Genomic DNA, 19,433 nt, shown 5'->3' on the forward strand with positions numbered 1-19,433 from the left:
TATCAACGTTACACTAGATCCGTTCTTCTTCTTTTGTATCCCAATAATCGGTCTTAATGCCAATCACTTCAGACGTAAATCGTTCCCCCTTTGTCCTTATATAATGGTCTGTTGCCTTGATTACGTACTTGGAACCGATCAATATAATCGGAACGTTTGCAAGCACCACCATGAGGTTCGTAAAGTCAGAAAGATACCACAGGTTTCCAAGTTCAATTCCTGCAAGAACGATCAAAGCACCAAACGGTACGAGAATACAGGCGCCCAGTATTCTGATTCCAATTGTAACACGTCTGTCTTTGGAGATTCTGCTCACTGCAATTTCCGCAAAGCTGATCATACCGATCAGCGTGGTGTGAGCAAACAGGACATAGCCAAATGCTGTAATAAATTGCGCTGCAGTGCCGAATACAGCGCCTGGTGCCAATACTTTCACCGATGCGAGATAAAGCGGTAATTTTGAAGCCTTGATGGAATCCCATGCAACACTGCTGTCACCCGTCCAAATATGAGCCATTACAATCACAAAGCCCGACATGGTGCAGATGATCATGGTATCTAGAAAAACACCCAAAACCTGAACAAAGCCCTGCTCACAGGGATGATCGTTATCAGCGGTAGCAGCCGCCATGGTGATGGTTCCCTGACCAGCTTCATTTGACATAAGGCCTCTCTTGATGCCCTGTGCGAGAGCTACCCCAAATCCGCCGCCAAATATCGCTTCAGGCTTAAATGCCCCTGTAAACACAGCACCGAAAAAGTATGGGATTTGATCGAGGTTGAGCAGGATCAGGATAAAAATCATTAGAGTGTATAGAACCGCCATTACAGGTACCAATGCGTCGGTAACCTTTGTTACTCGCTTGATTCCTCCCATGATAATTGCGATCGTCGAAACAACCAGAACAATTGCAATTACGTAATATACCGCGGACTGGCGGCCAAAAGTGGTATGTGCTACAACGTCAGCAACAGCTCCGACCGATGTGAATACGTGAAAGGTTTGTCCAGGAAGACAGAGCAAAGCATACATCACAAAAACGATAGAGAGAAAAATACCTGCCCCTTTTTTATCCGCCAGCAGCTTTTGACCGTAAAAAGGAAGTCCACCCACAAATTCATTGCCTTTCTTTTCCTTAAAGATCTGTGCGAGAACTGCTTCCGAATAAGCGGTAGCCATTCCAAAGAAAGCAGACACCCACATCCAAAATAGCGCTCCGGGACCTCCCACTGAAATCGCGCCGGTAACTCCGATAATGTTGCCCGGGCCAATTCTCATGGCTGAGCTGAGAAAAAAAGCAGAGAGGGGACTTAGCCCTGTATCCGACACCTTCTTCTTGATCAAAATTTGAAGCCCTTTTCTAAAGTGACTGATCTGAATAAACCGGGTTTTAATTGTATAATAAATGCCTGCGCCTACCAGCAGGATGATTGCAAAAGAAAATTTACCAAGCACCGGGATACTCGCATACCAAGCAAGATTGGTCGGAAACTCCCAAAGGAAATCTGTAATCGGTACCATAAATTCGAAAAAATTGTTGATCATTTCAAATATTCCATTCACTTATTCTTCCTCCTAATTTCATCGTTTATCGAAAGGGATTTTAGAGAAATGCTGATTGAATGGAGGGTTCACAGATGTAATTTATCAGCACTTCCTTAGCTTCAAATATCAAGCATCTTTATCTGTGCGCTGAAATTTGCAGCGCCTGCAAGCTGAATATCGCAGTATTTTTGATCCGAGTCAAATTTCATCCAAACCTTATTATCACCTCCCAAGTTTTTCACCAGCACCGGAGACTTCATGCCCCAGAGCATTGATGCGACCACCGCACTAGCGCAGGAACCCGTCCCGCAGGATTCCGTTATGTCCTCCACGCCCCTCTCATACGTGGTATTTTGTATCATATTATCATAGAGGGTCTGTACAAAGTTCACATTGGTTCCTTCGGGAAACACTTCATGATTGCCGTCCAAATACCTCCCGATCCTCTTCATTTCTTCCAGACTTTCCACACAGTTCTTTTCAGAAATGATCACAACATGAGGCACCCCAACTACCAGATAAGTGTACTGAATGATCCCATCCCCGTATGCGATCGTGTTCTCAAGCGTCAGGCTGGAAAGGTCCACTCTCCCCATCGAAATCATCACTTCATTTCCCAGGATTTGCCCTTCGACAATCCCCGCCAAGGTTTCAAATCGCATTTTTTCACTGGCCATACCGCTATAGAACGCATATTTCGCAATACATCTTGCACCGTTTCCGCACATTTCTCCTTCCGTACCGTTGCTGTTAAAAAGTCTCATTTTAAACTCGGCGATCTCCGATTCTTCGATTACAAGGATTCCATCGGCTCCAATTGAAAATTTTGTATTGCACGCCTGAATCGCCAAATTCCGCAATTCCTCATTCGTGTATGCCCTTTTAAAATTCTCCAGCACCAGAAAATTGTTACCGTTGCCATTCATTTTAGTAAACTCAATCAATTTGCTAACCTCCACACCAATGCGTTACGGATATGATTACGCAAATAGTATGCCAACGTTGAAATTGCTTGACTTTCTAAAAAGAAAAGGATTATAAGTTCACATAAATGAACCCATAATCCCTCAAGTATCTCTTTTTTGCCGCATATCCGTTATCGCGAGTTCACATTAGCGAACTCACGGTTCATTATTCCGAACCTTTTCAATTTCTTTGTATTTATTGAAGAAATTTGTCTTACCAATGCCCAGCAGCTGGTATGCCTCCTTCTTTTTTCCGCCGCATACTTCAAGGGCTTTTAAAATGGCGCTCTTCTCCGCTTCCGACAAAATCTCCTTCATGCTTGAAAGATGAAGGATCTCCACTAGATTTTCTTTATCACCCTGTGCAGGCTTTATCTTGTCAGTATGGAATATGTAATCCGGAAGACTGGTTTTAAATAAAGTCCTCCCCTGTGATAAGGTGATCGCTCTTTCGAGAATGTTCTCCAGCTCTCGAACATTCCCCGGCCAATCGTAATGATACATCGCTTCAGTAAACTCTTCAGAAATATGCTCTATGTTCTTATGACACTTGTCGCATAGTACAGGCAGCATACTTTTCATGAGATAATAAATATCCTGTTTTCTCTCCCGCAAAGGAGGTATGGAGATCGGAAAAACATTGAGCCGATAGAACAGGTCTTCCCGAAAGTTTCCAGCCTCCATAAGCTTTCTAAGGTTCTTGTTGCTTGCGGCGATCACTCTGACGTCTATCTTGATATCATTGATTCCGCCAACTCTTGAAAAGCATTTGCTTTGAAGCACGTGTAGAAGCTTTGCCTGGAGTGAGAAGGGAACATCTCCAATTTCGTCCAGGAAAATGGTTCCTTTATCTGCAATCTCAAATTTTCCGATCTTCTGGTAAAATGCCCCTGTAAACGAGCCCTTTTCATGTCCGAACAACTCGCTTTCAAGAAGATTTTCCGGTATTGAGGCACAGTTGACATAAACAAAGCTATTCTTTCTCCTGGCGCTCGCTTGATGGATCGCTTCTGCAAACAGACCTTTACCGGTACCACTTTCGCCTTGTAGCAGTATGGTCGAATTGGTTTCTGACGTTAGTTTTGCCATCCTGATTGTCTCATGCATCACAGAACTTTCACAAATAATGCTTCGAAATGCTTTATCTTGTATTTGCTTCAGCTCACTATAGTCACGATCCGAATGATCAGAGCCGCCTTCCATGCTGATGGACCGCAGTTCACTCAACTCAGTGATATCCAGTATTTTCAGCATTGCCCCCTGTATTTCTTTGTTTTCTTCAATGGGATAGATGGAGCATCTTACCGGAATACCATTTAGTGATGATTCCATGGAAGTCACCTGGGCTTGCTTCCCCTTTGCCACTTCCAGCAGCTCATTGATAATAAAGGAGGATGTATGGAGGTTACTGATATGTCTGTTGATGATTTTAACCGGTTTTAAGTCCTTGCCTTTCCCTGCATAGCTGCATCCATAAAGAATATTCTTCAGTTCTTCCGCTCTTGCGGTGTATCCCTTTGATTGATAAAACTTGATCTCCAGGCTGTCTTTGTCAAGGATTACCATATGGCCTGCACACCATAAATAATCGTAATCAAACCGGTCGTCTCCAACTTTAATCGTCAGGCACCGTTTAACAAAGTCTATCCTACCTTCCAGCTCTACTCCCTTTATCTTTTTCTTTAGGATCAGACCGCTTTGGACCGGCCCATTCATATCAATCCATTTGGCCTTCCCGCTTCCCAGCTTTTCTCCTTTGGCGCCGATTGCAACAATCGCATCCCCGGTTTTTACGCCAGAGGAAGGAATGCCGATCAAATTCAGATCGGCAGGCTGTAACCCTCCGTCATCACCGCCAAGTAAATTGTCAACAAGAATTACGATGTCCCCATCCTTGATCTGCCCCCCCTTATGGGTTCTCCCAGAATGGAGCGACAATCCGAAAATGTCCTGCGCGACATGATTGTACACTTTAATCATGCCCTCCTTATTGACAATGATGACCCCTTCATCGATCAGATCCAGAGCTCTGTTTAAGAAATTCAATCGCAAACACTCCCTTATATCGGTTTCTGCTATCGCCTGCCCTTTTCTGATACCTATCCTAAAGTATTTTCCAGCATAGTTCAATAAACTGTATCAAAAACATTAATTAATCTTTTGTATTTTCAGCAACAACCTTTCCAGTATCTAAATCAATTGTTAAGATCACGCTGCTTTCAGCTGAATTAGAACTGACCTTCCTGCATTCAATTGAAAGTAAGTTGTTGTTTATTGAAGGTTCTGAGGCAACAAAAGCACCCGAATTGTTCTTTTTCACATTAAAATAATAATCACCCTGAATTTGATTTTCCAAGCTGTATTCCCGTTCATCGCCGCCACGTTTTCGGATAATAAGCCTATAATTGTTATCCCATGTCGTTGTAGGATACCCCACATAGTATTTATCGCTATAATAGTAATCCGTTCCCGTTGCCCTAGGCAATGTTGCACCAATTACACTGTCGGATATAATTGGGCGAAATGGATCACTGCTCTTTATGTTCAGTCCATTTTGTTTATCATATGAGTATTCCCAACCAAATTCCTCGACGGCAAACCTCCAGGTCAGAGGGAAATAGGTTATGCCGCGAAAGTTTAGAATGGGATATTCTTCCTTTTGATTATCAAGATATTTACTCGGATTTGTTGTATTTAGAGCAATGCCATATTCTGCAACTGTGACAGGATACTGTTTCTTGTTCGGTGTTTTCGTTGATGACATTTTTAATTCTCCATTACGATCCTCCGCAACTCCGACAAACAAAACGCTTTTGTTTCCATAAGAACGGCTCTTTTCATACCAATTTACTTTTACATTCAAAAATCTCGCATTATCATATGTCATTGGGAAATACGTAATACCCATATATAACAAGAATGGATATTGGTTATATACACTCTCCATTGCTTGCCCGTTGACGGTAACTGGAAACGTTGGAATGGAGGCGGTTACAGTTTTTGCATATACTTCTGCCGGAGCTAATAGAATCGTCAGACTCAACAAGATAATTAAGCTTGTACTCTTCACGGTATATTTCCTTCGATTTCTCCATTCATATCTTCGCATGATTGTTCACCTCCCCTAGTCACGGTGATCGGAACCGTTCCTTACTTCAGCTTTTCAACATTGATTCGATTGGTGGTATTATTATAATAGCAGATGTTATCCCCTTCTATAGAAACAGAATTGAGCCTGATATCTCCTTCCCGCTCCATGATCAGCTTGCCGTTTTTGTCGTAAACCCACATCCATTGGCTTGCGACACCATTCTCTTTTGCAGGATTCTTTCCGATATCGCAGATCAGGTATTGCTCTCCTTTATCACCTCTCAGTGCCATATTAGAGCAAAATATGATTGGGCTCTCCGCGGGAATTGAAGCTGCAGTCCCTTCTGAACTTGAAGCCGCAATCCCTTCGCCTCCTGCTGTAATGAACATCCTGTTTCTGTCTGAGAGATATAGCTTGCCGTTTAATACAGCAAAATCGGAAGCAAAATTCGTAGCAGAATTATTAAAGTTATAGAGGGATACTTCCGTGCCGTCTTGGAGATTCCTTTTCATAATTTCCTTATCCGTGTTGTAATAAAGGTAATTTCCCTCAATTTGAAGTCCCGATGCCTGATCGGTAATGCGCACGGCCTCGTCCGTCTTGATATTTACCCGGTACACCGCTTTTCCCGCATCCCCGGAAAAAGGCTGCGCCAGAAGGTAAAGCTCATCTCCTGCGAGATATACGCCTGGCCGTCCGCTGTATCCATCCATCTCACTTTTGTAATCATAGTAGTTTTCTCTCCCGCCCAGATTGACATAGGTACCATCTTCCGCCTTCATCTCCAGCCGCGAATCTTGTCCCATCTTCAGCTCCCGGAAGGCAAATGTCTTTCCTCCTGTGGAATAAACCTCTCCTGCATATTCTCTGCTGCCATTCAGCTCCCTCAAGCTTCCGTCCGGGTTTAAAGCAAATTGATGAGGGGTTCCCATGGACGCGCCCTCCGTATGAAAGTATAGCCTCGCCACACCATTTTCGTCGTTAAAAAGATTGTTGATCCATCCCATGCTATGATAAATCGTTTTCGTTTTCGTCAGATCGGCAAAGGACGTCTGCATGATGTCGTTATTCTCACCAAGGTAGTAGATGTAGCCATGGTTTACGATGATCTCGGGCTTATCTCCCTCCTTGACTTTGTACTGGGGAAGTTCAAACTGACCTACAGGCGTAATCGCAGGCTGAGGCAACGGCGTATCCTGATTTTCCTCTATGCGTACCGTCTTGGCTGCCCCATCCCAGGAAACCGAATACCCAAGAACCTCAGACACCGCACGGATGGGCATATAGGTTCTGCCCTCAATGATGTGCGGAGCCGCATCGAGCTGGTATAACGTGTCTTTGTTGACTCGCATAATCTGGTCTTCAGCGATCAGCTTGATGACGCTTTTATCTTTAGATATGAGAATGTTTCGTTCCCCAGAGCCCGGATCTGTCTCAAATGAGACCGTGGCCCCAATTTTCTCCAGCGCTTTTCTTATGGGCACCTGTACTCTGCCCGCATTGTCAATAAAGGGAATTCCCATCCCGTCGTCGCCGGAAAAAATCAGCGCTGTCCCATCAATGATAATGCTGATTTCCTTCTTTTCTTCTGCATAAACCACACCATCTTTTTGACAGGCCGCCGCCTGAAAAGATAATGTTACAACCAATGCCATTACTATGGCTCCAATACGCTTTGCCATGTTGTCTCCCTCACTTTTATCCGATTAATTTTTAATGTATTATGTAATCGTTCCAATTAATTTAGACGCGATACCCCGTTAGTTGGTTCCCTCCTGCTATTTGACTATAAGGGTGTAACAAAATCAATTGAGCGGCTCTGATCTCAATTCAGTATTTGTTAGAAAATCTACTGGAACCCTAATTATTATACCAACTGCGAAGAGGTTCGTTAGGGAAAAATCGTCTTGATCAATTCCATAAAACATGCCGCCTATGAGGGCGGCATGTTTTATGGAAATTATGTGTCTTCTCCTAAGGGCGTGTAAAACCCACCCTACTGGAGTAAGGGGTCATTTCTATGTGCCCTGAGAAAATCGACGAACAGCTCCATGGGGAGAGTTCGCTCAAATTTCAGGGGAATCTTGTAGCGGGAGCAAAAGATATTGATCAGGGAATCTACCATTGCCCACTGAACAGTTATGAAACGCTTGTGCCTTTTTCTGAGATCCTCAATCACCCGATAATTTGTTTCATTCTTCAAATAGCCTGCAATGATCAGGTAGTCGAAATCCGAATTACTCGCGAATTCCATCACCTGCTTCCCATCCGATGCAATGCCGGCTACTTTAAAACTCTCTATGGAGGAAAGAAATTCTGCTAATGCCCTTGCTTTATCCATTAAACGGTCGGAAATAATAAGGACTTTTATTTCTTTGTTTTTCATTTCAAGGCTCCTTTGGTCAACCAACTTAAGATACAAGTCTGTATGTTCCCCTGTATTATTCATTGTGATTATTATCATCGTATTTTGCATAATTAAATTATATCTTCCTAAAATAAATTTATACGAAAACTGCATAAAAGTCAATATGCAATTTTCGTATAAAGTAAAATTGCATGGGGTGAATGAAAATGTATCAGAATATTAGAAATTTAAGAGAAGACAAAGATTTAACTCAACAACAAATGGCCGACTTTTTAAACATTACACAAGCTACGTACTCTCGCTATGAAAGCGGAACCTTGGACATCCCCAGTGCGATCTTGATTAAGCTGTCAAAATATCATAATGTTAGCACCGACTATTTGTTGGGACAAACCAATAACAAGAAGCCTTATGGGAATAAGTAGAGTGCTATGTCATTTGCAATAAAAACATAAGAGATTATTTATCATCCTTAGAAAATCATAACATGGTTCACCATTAACTCCTTAGAACAAGATTCCGCCATAGTAACCAGTTGGTGACTACTTACAACTACATATCATTTACATGCAACAGCTCCTGAGCAGATCAGGAGCTGTTCTCGATTTACCTTTTATGTGTGCTTGCACTCATGCACATGCTTTTTTTACAATGTCTATGGATTATAAGTGTTTTGATTCGGTACTACTCCGTAGTTACTGATACACCACAATCCAAATAGCTACACAGATGATCTGCAATCGCTCTAGCAAGCATAGGCGGCACCGCATTTCCTACTTGCTGATATTGGGAATCTTTGGACCCACAAAACACAAAACTATCAGGGAATGTTTGCAAACGTGCAGCTTCACGAATACTCAATGCTCGGTGTAGCACAGGATGAATCCACATAGATTTACGAACATTCACTACAGTGCCCGAAGGTTCATCATATATCAATCGAAGATATATAGTATTTTGTGTGCGCTTGGAATCAGAATAACTTTTCTTGAGTTCTTCAGGAAGGTTATGAAAATTTTGGCCCTGCTTAATTTCCTTAAATCTCTTAAGCGCAAGTTCAGTTGTTTCAGTAGATATATGGTTACGTAATATAGTAGAATCTCTCAATGCCAATCCTAAATCAGACATCCCTTTAGGTGCCTGATCCAAGTGGGCCCCTTTGTTACCCTCATTGATATCGGTTGTTGTAATAACTCCCTCTAAATCCCATATGGCATCGTGGACAGTTCTAAATTTTCCATTTTGAATTGTTCCCTTAGGTAATTCAAGATGGTGTGCGATGTTTTTCTTTACGCCTAAAACTACATAACGCATTCGCTTCTGAGGTACACCAAATGTAGCCGCTGATAAAACGCCTTTTTCAATGGTATATCCTTTGCATCCAGCTCCTAAAATAGTTACTATATAGTCTAAGACAGACATGGATTTGACATGAGCCACTAAGCCATCGTCAACAGAAAACCACCCAACCGCAATGGTATTATCTTTAATTTCCTTTGCTTTTGAGAGCATACGTTGAAGTAAAATGGATGGCTTTATCGCTTCGCAAAGTCCTTCAATCATATTGTTATCATAATAATGTTGTAGTGCATTTCCTGCAATTCGCCCCTGCTCAATAATAAAGTTGTTGCCCTGACAGGCAATCAACTTTGCAGAAAAAGAAGCCAGTCTACGCTGGTGCTTTGTTAATGCCGCCTTGAGTTTTTCCTCGTTATTACGGTTTTTGAAGACCACATTTAGCGCCAGATAATCATTTTCTTCCCACAGATAATTAGCAATTAAAGTTGAGTCCGACACGATGTCAATTACACCATTAAAAATGAACTCTTGTTCAAGAAGTTGTATTTGTGAATCGTCTGTGGAAATGCCATATTTTTCAATGTCATCTGCATCCTCATCGGAGACGAAAAAACGATGAACTTCCGATTGAAGCATGCTGACGTTTTCCATTAAAAACGCTTTGGGTTCCAAATGAAGAACCGCTTTAACAAACTTCTTTACAAGAGAGTTATTAAGGCTTATCGCATGATTCTTTTGTCGATTGGCATTAGAAAAGCCTTGACATGGTGGGCCTCCAATAACCACATCTATTTGCCCCAACCGCTGCTTTGTTTCTTCTAACAGGGCATCCTTGACGTCGCCGTACATACAACTTTTATCAATTTCATGGTTACGAAGGTAGGTGCACTGCGCATTAGGGTTCATTTCAAATGCGGCTTTCACAGTAAAGCGACCAGTTTGGAGGAATCCGTAACTGAGTCCGCCTGCACCCGCAAATAAGTCGACTATACTATATTTTTGCGATGTCTGATCACTCATAGCTTGAATCCCTCCTCATATAATCTCCCCAATAATGCAACAAGCTTTTTGCTCTGTGCCGGTGTTGGAACTTTTAACGGTAGCTGACAGGCGATGCGCAACGCCATATGTTCTTCCGGTGTAATCATCTGTTTGCTTGCGGCAAAATCCATTGCGTTACGCCATTGGGCTGGGGGAATTTCTACTACCTTTGTCATTGCGTCAGCATCCATTTCAACACGCCGGTCCGCTTTCGCATCTCTCACGACAGTCCTCATCGATTCCTGCCCAACTAAACAATCACAAATTTCACTTGGCAATTTGTATTCAATATTTTGAACACTACTCCAGCAGCCCTCACGTTTACACCATTGGGTTACATTTTCTACGCCACGTTTTGGATCCGTTAGTTTGTTATATACATACGCTGATAATTCTATAAGTACATTCTGTACTGCAACCGGAACATTTTGCCGAGTCCAGATTCCAATTAGATCTAAGTCTTTCTTGTGAAACTGCATCTGTATTAGTTTATGCAGAATAGCCATAGAGTACGTCACAATGTTCGCTCTATACCCCTGTTGATACCATGGCTGATGCGGTATCATCGTTTCAGTATACCTAAAAACCAGGCATAGCGCAACGGATTCCTGAAAATATTTGTCTCCGAAAAGCAATCCTTCGTCCTTGTCCCATGCATCACTAATTTTTTGCGCAAACTCTGTAAAATTGGCCTGCGCCCCCTTGCTGACGATATGTGGTAATCCCTCCCAAGTGTTGCGCACTTTTGCAAGATCAGTTTTAGTAATGAGTTGATCTTTGGGGTTTTGCAATAAAAATTTCTTCTTTTCACTGGGGCTCATGCGCATTTGCTTCTGGAGATATTGGCCACGTGCCCTTTCATAAAACCACTTGGTTTCAAACTGCAGTCCGCCAGTACCTCTTGCACCTAAACGGAGAGAACAACGCTCCATCTGAACATGGAAGGGATGGGTAGAGAAGAAGTCCGCATCACTAACTTTATTTTGGCTATTTGAAGATCGAGAGATATTCTGAACCAGCGTGGTTGCGTCATCCTCCTCCAGAGTACGTTCAATCACAGTCAGCTTCATCTGTACAAAAATTGCTCCCAGATTCGCTTTATCCTTATAGTTATACCTTGCACTTGAGAGAGAAGCTGTTGTTTGTCCTCCGTTAATTATTTGAAAATCCTGTGCTGACACAAGAAACAGGCCTTGCTCAGTATGCTCAATTTGTACATCCATTGCGGTTGCCGATATTCCATTATTGTAAGCGAAGAACCGTTCTGGCTGTTGCAAGATAGTGGTGCGTATCTTCTTGTTTACCGCCACCTTTGTAGAGAGAAATGAGCGGACGTTGCCTTCCAACAACGAACTACCATATTTATCATAGATATCTGCAAGCATGATACCTGGTATAATACATAGATAGCTTTTGAAGTCATCGGTAGCAGTGCCACTCGCTTCCAAGCAGGGAATGCCCTTTTCAGAGTGATCTTTAAAGTTGATCTCTATGATATGACGTCCAGTGTCAGAGCCGCAAAGCTGAAACAGACGATCAATGTCCCAAATCTGACACTCCGAGGGAACACCGTCAACATCATCAGATTCAAGTATTTTGATAGTTGAGCTAATACCAGCTGTTGTAAGAATTAACAGCTGGTATTTGCGGATTTCCTTACGTTTTTCACGCAACAGGTCAACTAAGTCTGAACACGGGCGACTCATCTCTACATTTCGATGAAGTTGGGTATTAAGAGCATTATCAATAAAATAAATCAGCCGGTTTTGCAACTGACCTGCCTGTGTTTTCGCAAGGGTGCGCATATCATCAGATACGTCATAGTCTGCAATAATCAAGGTCATGGTCTTGTCAAATTCATCGTAGGCATATCCATCTACACGCAGTTTGCGATTCTGCTTTCCTGTTCCTTCGAAGTACGATGAGGTAAAGTCCATGAGATATTCGGATTCCTGCAAATAACGGGCAAATGAGCTGACAAAAGAAGCGCAAGAACCCTCACCGGTCGCTAATGCATCGGCTTTAATGTCTTCGAGAAAGTCTTTCCTGAAATCTTGCGCTTCCATCTGATTACTCCTTCCGCCAATTTACTAAAGAGGGCAAATCTAATTCATAATGCAGCGAGGATACTTGTGGTGGCACGCTGTTTTTTATAAGCCTCGGGAAATCCTTGTCTACCACATACCGTAGCGTACCAGAACAGAAATACTTTTGTTCTGAATATTCCTGTAAATCTATGTATCCGTAGGCACTAAGTTTGGCGCGAAGCAATTCAAGTGCTTCAACGTCATCAATAAGCATCGTTCCGATTCTGTGAACTACATCATTAAGCGAAAATGCCCCTTGCTTGTCTGGCGCAACCTTATCAATTTGTTGAATCACCAATTCTCCTTCATCAATACAATCAAGTTGTTCCAAGGACGATATTGTGACACTGGTTGCAGACACACCGATGCTCTTTATCTCAAACCAACCATCAGAATACACGAAGTCTTGATCGGCACCATCCGCTCCTGACCATCCTTGTATCGCAGATAAGTTTGCACCAACAGTTGTAATTCGTTGTTCTAAAAATAAAAGTTCACCAAGTAACCCCTTGCGGCTATGCTCATCCATCAGACCATTCCGTTGGGTTTCCAGTAGCTTGCTCCATTGCTTATAACGGCTGATCACTAATTTAAGAGCTTCCGTCTTGTTAGTTGCAGAGCGGGAATGTTCTATAATGTCACAACAAAAAATTGCAAACACATCCTGTTGCTCATTGCGTAACAGCTCAAAAGATAATGTCCAACAGTTATCGGATTCTCGTCTGCGACGGCTTACTATCATAGACTTTGAGGACTCAACTATGCCAAATTCCGTGTCACTGACAAGTAGAAGCGTGCGTTGGCTGATAGACTGATAACCAATATGCCATTCCAGCGGATGTTGTGTATCAATCTGTAAAAATCCACCATCTTTGTACTTAATGCTGTTCCATTGATTTTCAAGGAGTTCAGGAGTTATTTTCATTCGTCTTCATCCTCCTCTGTATCATAGTAGCTGCGAAGTTCAACCAGATTCACCATATAATTGGCAATTCTCTCAGCTCCATTATCGGGGATTCCGATTCCTAATGCAAAAAGATAGTCAGGAACTCGCACGCCCTCATCAATTTGGCTACGAAGATTTCCTTTTTCATCAGTCCCTATCTTATCAACAGCAACAATATGCAATACTAAAATTGGTGGACGATCTATCTCAAGGTATGCCTTATCAGGAATATTCCGCACTCCAGGATTATTATCCTGAAACTTCTTTATCGCTATTTCTCGGGCCTTTTCCGCCAAACCAATCTTGGCAGCCCCTCCCGAACCGACACGAACCTTGGTTCCACTTATGCTAATTTGTCCACTGGTTGCTTTGACAGTACGTTTCTCTGTTTTTATCGGCAATATTTTACCATTACAAAACAGCTCATTGTAGATGCATCCATCACCTTCGGCAATAAAAACATCCCAATCACTCATATCATCGGTGTCTCTAATGAAATCAGCCAATGCAGTACCTTGAAAGTTCAACTGCCATGGATGAGTTTTGAAGTCCCGCAGGAGCTGCTCAATTTCATCTTTTTTGACACCCGACCAAAAATATCTTGAATCCTCTCTGATTATTCTCTGACCAATCGAAGAAAGATTTCTCACGAACTCTTTGAATACCCTCTCATTTGCGGCCAAAATGTTTGCATCCGTTCTCAATCGAGGGGTTTCAAGCAGACGGCCGGATATAGTAATGGGACGACTAACAAGCGTAGCTGATCGCATCTTATTCCTCGCCGTAACAATAAGTGAGGCAGGGTCTTGACGAACCTTTAACCCGAATTCCATAGGCGTAAGATTCGCATCCCTCATCCTAACAATTTCTCGTTTTAATTCCTCGGCAGCAGCTGTTATATATCCATACCAGTCAATGGCCTCAATGCTGATCCATATTTTGAAAAGGTCATCATAACCTGGACGGTAACCAAACCAACGACCCATTTGAAGAAGGGTATCATACATAAGAGATCGACGATAAAAATAGCTAACGCACAATCCCTCAAGTGTAAGCCCCCTTGAAAGACTATTTCCGCCAACAGCGATTACTCGTAATCCTTCTGCCTTATGGCTATAATAATCCAAGCCAGTAGAGCTGCTTTTTTGGTTTACCGAACGAACTACAATTGGAGCAACCGAAGCAAAAAGATACTCGGATAAATATTTATGCCACGGCATAGGACTGTCTTTTGAACCAGCTTTTTCTGAGAGGTAGTGCTTAGTCCATATTGCTTTTAGGAATGCAATATTATCGATCTCATCACTTTTGTTTTCAGCTAAGCAGGCATAGTTTTGCAGATCCGAACGGATATCCTCTACCCACCTATAAACCAAATCACTAATCTGGTTCTGAACATCAGTAAATCTACTGACGTGAATCATCATAGAGCGATGCTCTTTTCTATCGCCACGAACATCACGGATACCATTAGCAAGCAAAAAATATGCAATCGCCTCTCGCATGCTTGGAGGCAATTCATAAACAACGAGATCCTTCTTATGGTTGAAAGGAAAGAAGGCATCAAGCTCTTGGGGATATAGTTCTTCAAGCGCTTCTTTGAATTGAGCTTCTTCACCAAAGATACCTTCTGCTCCGATATAATTTGACGGTGGCGCAAGTGAATAAATAAAGTCTCTCGGGAATAAATCATCATCCCGCATTTCATCTGTTGTTTCAGGATTGATAAAAATATTTGCGTAGGGCGTGGCCGTAATGCCAAGATACGATGCCTGTCTGAACAGTTTCAAGAGGCGGCGTATCGCGTCGTTGATTGCTGTAGGGTCTTCGTCTTCTTTCTTGGTATTAACAGAAGCGTTATCGGCTTCATCGTCAATTAACAGCATAGGAAGATTAATGGCCCCTCTTGCATCAAGATTATTGCTTTTTAACCACTTGATAAGATTGTTGAGAATGCTTTTGTTTTTCTTAATGACGAATAAAACGGTAGTATTCACGTTATGCAGTGACAATTTTAATGCACGAAGAATGTTTTTATCAAAGTCTTTCGTAACGGATGTAAATGTCGCAATTTGCTTTTCCTGTCCATATTTTCCTACGCCAACAGGCACATTTTCAATCTCTTGCTTAGGGTCTAAAAGGTATTGGCTCATCCTTCCCGAAAATTCGGCATCAAGACGTTCCTGCGTTTGCTGACGTAAATTTTCCATTGTTCCTGCCAGAATAATAATAACACGGTAGCCGGTATCTGCAGCCTTATTGCAAATTGCGGTGTAGTTAGCTGTTTTCCCGGATTGAACATCGCCAAGTACAAGTCCACGTCGTTGAAATGGAGCATCGCTTTTGGGATCTCCAAGATAGTCAACAATCTCATCCGAAACGCGCCCAAGATTTCCTGTTACACGAGGATTCCAGTGCTTTACTTCCTCAAGGAATTTTTTGTATCTGTTCCAAAAGAAGAAATCTAATGTCGAACGCCGCGCTGAAAGCCACGGCAGATGCTGCTGCCTGTCTTTTATGAGAACGCCTAAGTCCATTTGTACGACGATATTAGCTTTGACTTTGCGTTTGATTTCTGCAAATTCTTCATCACTAACAGGATACAAAACGGCCAGTGATTGACGCAATGCATTCACTTCAGCATCAAATTCCGCTTCGGTAGGCGGAATATCCGGATATTTTGTATTTATTGTTGTTGAAATAATGCCTTCAAGCAATTCAGTACTAGTTCCCGCCATGAGTGTTTCCTCCTACCTTGTATTTTTCAATAAGCTGAGGGTAATATACGAATGGCTCTGAAACAGAAAGCCGATCCAGTAGCTCCGCCTTTCCAGAATCAGTTGGAATTTGGGCAAGCAAGTCTTGTAGCAACGCCCCGACAACTTGCACCGTAGCTTCCGTTTCATTTTCCACGGGCTTATCAGAATTCAAATCCAAATATAGTGAACTGAGAGGAAGTTCGCTCTCAATCGCTTTTAGCAGATTTTCTATATTTTTCTTTACCTGTTGCGATTCGTCTTCAAATACTTCAAGTAGCGGATGGTCTCTATTTATGGTGTAATACGTTCCGCCTTGTTTTCCCTTAAACCGTTGCCAGACATGGACTATGGAGTCATTAGTTTCTTTCTTTCCCCGAAATATCCACGTTCTCTTGCTGTTTTCGGCAAGCCTTTCAACTACTGAATTGAGATTGTTTCTCACTTCTTCTGGTGGCATTGCAGTGGATTTTTTTATATCAAGTGTCCAGAGATTATCCAGTTTATTGGGAATATCAACTTGAACGCGAGCCAGTTTGGAGAGCTCAGCCTGTCTTATCATCCGAAACCATGTACCCCATACCAACAAACGTTTATTTCTATAAATATAAAAGCCTTGGCTTTTGCGCAACCCATCTTTGCCGCCAAGGGCTGCTATTTCCTCGTTGGTTAAGTTTGAGATATGGGGAAGTATATAGGGGCGGACAATAACCTTTGAACCTTCAATATTCATAATTTCATCAGACATTATCTGTGTATTTCGTTTTGAAAGGAATGGGTCGGCAGGTTCGACAGGAGTGTTATTCATCATTAGTTGCATTTTTTTAAGACCTGGTTCCCCGCTTATATATCGGTGAAAAACTAAAGAGAGATGACTACGCACATCATCCATCTTTTTTCCCATTGAGCGGCTAAAGTCCAATTCACCGACTTTAAGCCTATCGAGGTTTTGCCAAACCACAAGAGTTCCTGATTCTAGTTTCCTCAACTCCTCAATTTGAGGAATTGCATTGAAGTCCTCCTCCGAATCAAGAATTAATAGCGACCAATCGTGAGCATGGATCACATGGTCAATGTCCCAGCAACAAGCTTCTATATGGTTATGTTGTTTACTAACGACAGTTAGCGTCCTGCATTGCGATAATGACGCCGTTTTCAAGCCTAACCCAAAACGCCCCAAGTCATTTGCAGAACGCTTCTCATTGGGATTTTGACTCCCATAACGCATTGCGGTTTCAAGTGCATCGACATCCATTCCATAACCATCATCAAGAATGGCTATGTAAGAATCCCCCACTGGAAAGAAGAAAATTTCTATGCATGAAGCTGATGCCGATAGACTGTTATCGACTATATCAGCAATCGCCGTCTCTAATGTGTAGCCGATGGCGCGAGTTGATTCTATTAGAGTTGGCGCATATGGTGGGAGAGGCTTCGTTTTCATGGAGACACTCCTTTCGCAAAGAATATCATCGGATATTCTGATAAAACTCGTTATTGGATATCTTTAACCTTAATTCAAAACCATCATAAAAATGTGTTCTAAAGCAAATTACTACAAAGAATTTCTTATAACGACACAATATAACATATCCTCTACCTTCTTTTTAAGATATCATAACGAAGTCAGACAAAGCAATATGTAGAATGAAAATATTTCCATATTTAATTTGTTTATTCTAGTTTTTGTTAGTTAGACAAGTTGCAACACCTGCAGTTACTCTTTTAAAAGTCACCAGTATCCCATTTTGCATATATTTGCGATAGCATGAAAAAAAGGAACCAACACCAAATTGGTTCCTCCCATTATCTATTTATGTCACCTAAAATTCAACCCTCGGTGCCTCCGCCTCCTTCACATTCCACGCCATGTTCCAAATATAAGCCGAACCATGGGATATACGGAATATGACGACCTCCGTATTTACTTCTGACTGCTGGACATTTCCCCACAGCCATGCCCGTTCCTCTTTCAAACGCTCTTCCAGCGCTTGGTCATTCAGGATTTCAACCGTTCCCGTTACGCGGAGCATCTCGAACTCCGGTTGATCCGCGTTTCGGATAAAAGCCGCCTCCATCTTTGGGTTCTCTTTCATTTGACTGTACAGGCTCTTCGCCTTTGCGGTGTGATAGTAAAACCCGGTTTCGTCGGCAAACCACAGCAGCATACCGCGCACCCGCGGCTGATCGCCCTCACAGGTTGCAAGCCAGCTGCTTGGATTTTGATTTGCAAACAACAGAACTTCCGTAAGCAATTCATTCATGATTCAATTCCTCCTTTTGTTTTAATAAAACCATTCTAAACAAAAGAGGGGATGGATCGCTTTCAATATTCCAGTGCAAATTATCAAAATTCTGCGTTCTTTGACTGTTGAATGCTCTGACGAAAAGCAGTTGGAGTCATTCTGTACTTTTCAATGAAGCAGGAGGAAAAATAAGAGGAGGAGTTGAAACCGCATTTCAGTGCAATTTCAGTCATATTATCGGCACTGTTGATCAACTGATTCCGTGCTTTTTTTAGTCGCATGGTTTTTAGAAAATCAATCGGAGTCTCTCCGGTAACGGATTTGAATATCTTTGAGAAGTGGCTGGTTGATAGATTGGTCAGCGCTGCCAGTTCTTCTACGGTTACCTTTTCTGCAAAGTGGCTGTTCATATAGGCGATGGCTTTATCTACCTCAAATCGATCGTATAACGGAGGCAGCTGATGGGTACTGGAAAGAACCGATCGCACGATCAGATGTGCCACAGCCAAAGCCAGCTGGTTTAAGTATTCAGAGTTCCTGCGTTCGTATTCACTGGCTTCCAGCATGAAACACTTCAGCAAGCCTAAAAGCTCCGAGTGCGGCTCGAACTGCTCGCCGTGAAAAACGGGCAATGACAGTTCATACTGATCAAGAGTTTTACAAAACAGTTCAGAATCGATCTGAATTGCAATATAGCTTTGAAAGCCGTCCTGCTCCGGCTCCTGATGCGGAAAGCCCGGTGACATGGCAACCAGACATTTGCCATCGGAAATATCGTAAGAGATACGTTTGCCATCAAGGATTAATTCATTGGCAGAATCAAAATAGTAGACAAATGAAAATGCAGGATGGGTATGACTTGGCGTAACAGCATACTCACATTGTCCACTGGCGGGCATAAACAAACCAACCATTGGATGTAAAAAGCAGTCGATATTCTCGTAAATCAAAGCGCCCGTATTTTCGTCCAGCGGCCCAATCAGCCGATTCATAATCTCCAGGAAATCCCTGCGCAATATCATATTAATACCTCCATTCACACATTTCCTTTCTCTTAATATGATAGATGGGGACAGTATATTGCCCTA

14 protein-coding genes are annotated in these 19,433 nt (G+C 42.4%); 1 reads left to right on the plus strand and 13 read right to left on the minus strand.

From position 1 onward, the window contains the following. Nucleotides 1–13 precede the first annotated feature (13 nt). The 6 genes from FRZ06_10775 to FRZ06_10800 form a co-directional block, all read right to left on the minus strand. The gene (locus tag FRZ06_10775; GenBank protein QOX63795.1) at nucleotides 14–1,564 is read right to left on the minus strand and encodes an alanine:cation symporter family protein; all 1,551 of its coding nucleotides are present in this window, start codon (nucleotides 1,562–1,564) and stop codon (nucleotides 14–16) included. 101 nt (nucleotides 1,565–1,665) lie between these two features. Beyond that, on the minus strand, nucleotides 1,666–2,490 hold the full coding sequence (locus FRZ06_10780) for a diaminopimelate epimerase (GenBank protein ID QOX63796.1): 825 nt from the start codon (nucleotides 2,488–2,490) through the stop codon (nucleotides 1,666–1,668). 177 nt (nucleotides 2,491–2,667) lie between these two features. Next, the gene (locus tag FRZ06_10785) at nucleotides 2,668–4,557 is read right to left on the minus strand and encodes an AAA family ATPase (GenBank protein QOX63797.1); all 1,890 of its coding nucleotides are present in this window, start codon (nucleotides 4,555–4,557) and stop codon (nucleotides 2,668–2,670) included. Nucleotides 4,558–4,663: 106 nt separating this feature from the next. Continuing rightward, on the minus strand, nucleotides 4,664–5,620 hold the full coding sequence (locus tag FRZ06_10790) for a hypothetical protein (protein QOX63798.1): 957 nt from the start codon (nucleotides 5,618–5,620) through the stop codon (nucleotides 4,664–4,666). A gap of 41 nt (nucleotides 5,621–5,661) precedes the next feature. Further along, the gene (locus tag FRZ06_10795) at nucleotides 5,662–7,284 is read right to left on the minus strand and encodes a copper amine oxidase N-terminal domain-containing protein (protein QOX63799.1); all 1,623 of its coding nucleotides are present in this window, start codon (nucleotides 7,282–7,284) and stop codon (nucleotides 5,662–5,664) included. Nucleotides 7,285–7,598: 314 nt separating this feature from the next. Then, nucleotides 7,599–7,988, minus strand: a complete 390-nt coding sequence (locus FRZ06_10800) for a hypothetical protein (GenBank protein ID QOX63800.1) — start codon at nucleotides 7,986–7,988, stop codon at nucleotides 7,599–7,601. Nucleotides 7,989–8,176: 188 nt separating this feature from the next. Between FRZ06_10800 and FRZ06_10805 the strand changes: the two genes are divergently transcribed. Continuing rightward, the gene (locus tag FRZ06_10805) at nucleotides 8,177–8,395 is read left to right on the plus strand and encodes a helix-turn-helix transcriptional regulator (GenBank protein QOX63801.1); all 219 of its coding nucleotides are present in this window, start codon (nucleotides 8,177–8,179) and stop codon (nucleotides 8,393–8,395) included. 259 nt (nucleotides 8,396–8,654) lie between these two features. Here the strand turns inward: FRZ06_10805 and FRZ06_10810 are convergent, their stop codons facing one another. The 7 genes from FRZ06_10810 to FRZ06_10840 form a co-directional block, all read right to left on the minus strand. Continuing rightward, nucleotides 8,655–10,289: a DNA cytosine methyltransferase gene (locus tag FRZ06_10810; GenBank protein QOX63802.1), complete on the minus strand. Its 1,635-nt coding sequence runs from the start codon at nucleotides 10,287–10,289 to the stop codon at nucleotides 8,655–8,657. Beyond that, the gene (locus tag FRZ06_10815; GenBank protein ID QOX63803.1) at nucleotides 10,286–12,376 is read right to left on the minus strand and encodes an AIPR family protein; all 2,091 of its coding nucleotides are present in this window, start codon (nucleotides 12,374–12,376) and stop codon (nucleotides 10,286–10,288) included. Before FRZ06_10815 ends, FRZ06_10810 begins: the two co-directional genes overlap by 4 nt. A 4-nt stretch (nucleotides 12,377–12,380) precedes the next feature. Next, nucleotides 12,381–13,322 carry a PD-(D/E)XK motif protein gene (locus FRZ06_10820; GenBank protein ID QOX63804.1) on the minus strand — a complete coding sequence of 314 codons (942 nt, stop codon included), beginning with the start codon at nucleotides 13,320–13,322 and terminating at the stop codon, nucleotides 12,381–12,383. Continuing rightward, the gene (locus FRZ06_10825; protein QOX63805.1) at nucleotides 13,319–16,081 is read right to left on the minus strand and encodes an endonuclease; all 2,763 of its coding nucleotides are present in this window, start codon (nucleotides 16,079–16,081) and stop codon (nucleotides 13,319–13,321) included. The genes FRZ06_10820 and FRZ06_10825 overlap by 4 nt, the downstream gene beginning before the upstream one ends. Then, nucleotides 16,068–17,543 carry an ATP-binding protein gene (locus FRZ06_10830; GenBank protein ID QOX63806.1) on the minus strand — a complete coding sequence of 492 codons (1,476 nt, stop codon included), beginning with the start codon at nucleotides 17,541–17,543 and terminating at the stop codon, nucleotides 16,068–16,070. Before FRZ06_10830 ends, FRZ06_10825 begins: the two co-directional genes overlap by 14 nt. A 379-nt stretch (nucleotides 17,544–17,922) precedes the next feature. Then, the gene (locus FRZ06_10835) at nucleotides 17,923–18,363 is read right to left on the minus strand and encodes a pyridoxamine 5'-phosphate oxidase (protein QOX63807.1); all 441 of its coding nucleotides are present in this window, start codon (nucleotides 18,361–18,363) and stop codon (nucleotides 17,923–17,925) included. Between the two features lie 83 nt (nucleotides 18,364–18,446). Then, nucleotides 18,447–19,367, minus strand: a complete 921-nt coding sequence (locus FRZ06_10840; protein ID QOX63808.1) for a helix-turn-helix domain-containing protein — start codon at nucleotides 19,365–19,367, stop codon at nucleotides 18,447–18,449. Nucleotides 19,368–19,433: the final 66 nt, after the last annotated feature.

Source organism: Clostridiales bacterium (assembly GCA_015243575.1).
Taxonomy (GTDB): Bacteria; Bacillota; Clostridia; order Peptostreptococcales; family Anaerovoracaceae; genus Anoxybacterium; species Anoxybacterium hadale.

What these genes read in the sequence shown, in the direction of transcription:
- FRZ06_10795 (QOX63799.1), bottom strand. Translation starts at nt 7,284, where the DNA reads ATGGCAAAGCGTATTGGAGCCATAGTAATGGCATTGGTTGTAACATTA.
- FRZ06_10800 (QOX63800.1), bottom strand. Translation starts at nt 7,988, where the DNA reads ATGAAAAACAAAGAAATAAAAGTCCTTATTATTTCCGACCGTTTAATG.
- FRZ06_10825 (QOX63805.1), bottom strand. Translation starts at nt 16,081, where the DNA reads ATGGCGGGAACTAGTACTGAATTGCTTGAAGGCATTATTTCAACAACA.
- FRZ06_10830 (QOX63806.1), bottom strand. Translation starts at nt 17,543, where the DNA reads ATGAAAACGAAGCCTCTCCCACCATATGCGCCAACTCTAATAGAATCA.
- FRZ06_10820 (QOX63804.1), bottom strand. Translation starts at nt 13,322, where the DNA reads ATGAAAATAACTCCTGAACTCCTTGAAAATCAATGGAACAGCATTAAG.
- FRZ06_10840 (QOX63808.1), bottom strand. Translation starts at nt 19,367, where the DNA reads ATGATATTGCGCAGGGATTTCCTGGAGATTATGAATCGGCTGATTGGG.
- FRZ06_10805 (QOX63801.1), top strand. Translation starts at nt 8,177, where the DNA reads ATGTATCAGAATATTAGAAATTTAAGAGAAGACAAAGATTTAACTCAA.
- FRZ06_10810 (QOX63802.1), bottom strand. Translation starts at nt 10,289, where the DNA reads ATGAGTGATCAGACATCGCAAAAATATAGTATAGTCGACTTATTTGCG.
- FRZ06_10815 (QOX63803.1), bottom strand. Translation starts at nt 12,376, where the DNA reads ATGGAAGCGCAAGATTTCAGGAAAGACTTTCTCGAAGACATTAAAGCC.
- FRZ06_10790 (QOX63798.1), bottom strand. Translation starts at nt 5,620, where the DNA reads ATGCGAAGATATGAATGGAGAAATCGAAGGAAATATACCGTGAAGAGT.
- FRZ06_10835 (QOX63807.1), bottom strand. Translation starts at nt 18,363, where the DNA reads ATGAATGAATTGCTTACGGAAGTTCTGTTGTTTGCAAATCAAAATCCA.